The sequence below is a fragment of the Martelella sp. genome (assembly GCF_984369615.1).
The window spans coordinates 1-3,198 of the sequence record NZ_CFHTCS010000437.1; the positions used below are offsets into that span (position 1 = coordinate 1).

General features: G+C 62.0%; 5 protein-coding genes. 1 reads left to right on the forward strand and 4 read right to left on the reverse strand.

Going from position 1 to position 3,198, the window contains the following annotated elements:
* The 3 genes from AC5DC2_RS21775 to AC5DC2_RS21785 form a co-directional block, all read right to left on the reverse strand.
* Nucleotides 1-751: phosphate acyltransferase (locus AC5DC2_RS21775; protein ID WP_491699996.1), on the reverse strand; the 751-nt coding region annotated here is incomplete at its 3' end.
* Nucleotides 752-919: 168 nt separating this feature from the next.
* The gene (locus tag AC5DC2_RS21780) at nt 920-1,504 is read right to left on the reverse strand and encodes a YceD family protein (protein ID WP_491699997.1); all 585 of its coding nucleotides are present in this window, start codon (nt 1,502-1,504) and stop codon (nt 920-922) included.
* On the reverse strand, nt 1,497-2,051 hold the full coding sequence (locus AC5DC2_RS21785; protein WP_024709607.1) for a ubiquinol-cytochrome C chaperone family protein: 555 nt from the start codon (nt 2,049-2,051) through the stop codon (nt 1,497-1,499). The genes AC5DC2_RS21780 and AC5DC2_RS21785 overlap by 8 nt, the downstream gene beginning before the upstream one ends.
* Nucleotides 2,052-2,358: 307 nt before the next feature.
* On the opposite strand from AC5DC2_RS21785, the gene AC5DC2_RS21790 reads away from it, so the two are divergent.
* On the forward strand, nt 2,359-2,874 hold the full coding sequence (locus AC5DC2_RS21790) for an outer membrane protein assembly factor BamE (RefSeq protein ID WP_200337998.1): 516 nt from the start codon (nt 2,359-2,361) through the stop codon (nt 2,872-2,874).
* 102 nt (nt 2,875-2,976) lie between these two features.
* On the opposite strand, the gene AC5DC2_RS21795 is transcribed toward AC5DC2_RS21790, so the two are convergent.
* The coding region (locus tag AC5DC2_RS21795; protein ID WP_491699998.1) for a sodium/proton-translocating pyrophosphatase at nt 2,977-3,198 on the reverse strand (222 nt) is incomplete at its 5' end.

The following is a 3,198-nucleotide window of genomic DNA, read 5'->3' on the forward strand; positions in this document are numbered from 1 at the left end:
AGCCCGCGATCTGCTTTGCCGTGCCCTCGGCCGTCTTCAGCGCGATATTGCCGGTAAAGCCCTCGACGACGAAGACGTCCACCGTGCCCCGGCCGAGATCGTCGCCCTCGACAAATCCGGCATAGTCGAGATTGTCGATGTCGGCCTCGCGGAGAAGCTTCCCGGCTTCCTTGACCTGCTCGACGCCCTTCACCTCCTCTACGCCGACATTGAGGAGGCCGACGGTCGGTTTCTTGAGCTCGAACAGCGCGCGCGCCATCGCCCCGCCCATCAGGGCGAAATCGAGGAGTTGCTTGGCGTCCGCGCCGATCGTCGCGCCAATGTCGAGAACGATGCTTTCGCCTTTCAGCGTCGGCCATATGCCGGCGATCGCGGGGCGGTCGATATCGGGCATGGTCTTCAGACAGAACATCGCCATGGCCATCAGCGCGCCGGTATTGCCCGCCGAGACGGCCGCGTCGGATTCGTTCTCCTTCACCGCCTCGATCGCTCGCCACATGCTGGAGACGTTGCGGCCGCGCCGCAAGGCCTGGCTTGGCTTCTCGTCCATGCCGACCGCAACCTCGCAATCGACAACGCGCGCCTGTTCCTTGAGTTTGGGATAGGACGCAAGCAGCGGTTCGATGGCGGATTGCTGGCCGTAGAGAATGTAGCTGATGTCGGGATGGCGCGTCAGGGCCTCGGCCGCGCCGGCAACGGCGACCTCCGGTCCGACATCTCCCCCCATGGCATCAATAGAAATTCTAATCAAACGTTCGGGATCCCTGTTTGCACGCATCCGGAGAAGCCGGGCCAAAATACCGTTTTTGCTGCGGGAGACAACTGCCGCGAGGCAAAAACAGCAATTAACATGCGAATTGCCGGAAAGTCCGGCCCGGCAGCGCCGCAGCCAGAGCCGGACCGGCTCGTCCGCCCTTTTCTATCGCGCTCCTCCGCCCTTCCAGTCCTTCAGCGCGGCGAAGGGCGAGCCCTTCTGGTCCGCAGCCGTCGTCTCAGCCGCTTCATCGCTGATTTCGGGCGGCAGTTCCGCATCGGGCTTGCGCGGATAGGGATCGATGGCAAGGCCGATCGCTTCGATGACGACAGCGGCGATATCGATCTCGCTGCCGGAAAAAGGCTCCGGATCATCAGGCCCTTCGGGATCGACCAGAAGTTCGCCTTCCTCATTGACCTTGCGCCTGAACTGGCGGGACTGCTCGGGGAGATAGGTCGCATCCACCGGCTCGGCAAGATCCGACTCGATCGGCTCCAGCGTCACCACGCAGGACTGCACGATATGCGCCCTGACCTCGCCCCTCACCCGCACGCCCTCGCGCCGGAAAGGCGTGATCCTGAGATCGGCCGCAAGCGCGGTCACGGCATCGACTTCGAGAAAGCCGGCCAGCCGCTCAAGCTCGTCTTCCTTCGCTTCAAGGCGCATTTCGAACGGCACCGCAGCCGCGCGCGCAACCGTAAAGGGGCGCGAGAACGGCAGGGGCTTCTCGTTCGCATTCCTGTCAGGCACGTCCAGTCTCCATGCTTTCGGGCACGAGGAAACTCACCATCCCCGTTTCCACCACAATTTCATCGATCCTGCCGAGGTGATCGGCATTTTCCAGCATCCAGCGGGCAAGCTCCGCCATCTCGGCGTGATCGGCATCTGCCGCGTGAATATTCTGCGCAAGCGCGATCGCAAGCTGTTCCAGATCGCGGTGCTGCAGACAGCGGACATAGCGTTCCAGGCGACCATAGAACATGCCGGCCAGCTTTTTCATCCGCTTGGGAACCGAATTGTCGCCGACGCCAAGCTCGCGAATCGAATAGTCGATATCCATGAAGAAGGCGTCGACGACCTCCTGGGCCATCTGCTTGCCGCTGTCCGAGGATTTCGAGGTGCGCTGCAGGAAAAGGATCATCACCACGGACAGCATCTCGAAACGGCCCATCACCGTATCCGGAACACCGTAATCCGTATAGAAACAGGGTTGCCGCGCCGTTGCCGTGATCACGCCATATTGGCGCTGCACGATCATGCGGTTGGCGCGGTTCTTGCCGAAAATCCTCAGGACCATTCCACTCTCTTTGACTTGGCTTTAGCCACTGGCCGCAAACCGCCCGAACAATTGCATCCCGGCACAAGCTGGTTTATCCAGTTGAGTTGGAAAACGCGAGGCTTCGGGTTCATCCGGCAGCAGGCGGTCTGTGCGCTCAAACAGAACCATGGTCAATGGTAGTTTGCGCGTCCCGCGCCCGCAACCGGGAATCGCGGCCAAAGCCGACCTTCGTCGAAGGCGACGCCTGAATGATATGAAACACGGCGGCCGGCCGGAAGGCTTCGCCGGCCTGATATGAAGTTTGCCAGGGAGTGGACGCTTGAAGATGCGCCGAGACTATTTTGATTTCAGACCGGTTCGTCCGGCTGCCGCGGGCGCGCTCGTCGCCGTCGCGCTCTTTACCGCAGGGTGCTCGACCTCCGACGTGATCGGCACCAAGGATGTCTTCTATCAGGGTTATGTGGTCGACGAGGAGCGGCTGCAGCTTGTGAAGGAAGGGTCGAGCCGCGAGCAGGTCGTGCTGACGCTCGGCCAGCCGTCAACGACGGCGACCTTCGACAACGAGGTCCTGTTCTACATCTCGCAGCGCAAGGAGCGCCGTTTCGAGTTCCAGAAGCCGCGCCTCGTCAATCAGGAAATCCTGGCGGTCTACTTCAACGGCAATGGCCGCGTCGACAAGATCGCCCGCTATACGCTCGAAGACGGCAAGGTTGTCGACATGGTCTCCGATACGACGCCGACCGGGGGCAAGGACATCACCTTCATCCAGCAGATCCTGCAGGGCACCGGCGCCAGCGCCGCCCGCGACTTCTTCGCCACCAATGGCGGGGCGATCCAGTAGGGCGCACGGCGAAGCCCCAAACGACGAAGACCCCGCCTGCAACACAGGCGGGGTCTCTTTTGTTTTCCCGGCGGAGCGGTTCCGCCGGGTGATGTTCTTTGCTCAGGCGAGCACCGCCAGGAGCAGAAGCGCCACGATATTGGTGATCTTGATCGCCGGGTTGACGGCAGGACCGGCCGTATCCTTGTAGGGATCGCCGACCGTATCGCCGGTAACGGAGGCCTTGTGGGCATCCGAACCCTTTTCGTGGGTTACCCCGTCGGCATCGACGAAGCCGTCCTCGAAGCTCTTCTTCGCATTGTCCCAGGCGCCACCGCCGGACGT

Coding starts and splice junctions, on each gene's coding strand:
- AC5DC2_RS21790 (WP_200337998.1), top strand. CDS start 2,359: ATGCGCCGAGACTATTTTGATTTCAGACCGGTTCGTCCGGCTGCCGCG.
- AC5DC2_RS21785 (WP_024709607.1), bottom strand. CDS start 2,051: ATGGTCCTGAGGATTTTCGGCAAGAACCGCGCCAACCGCATGATCGTG.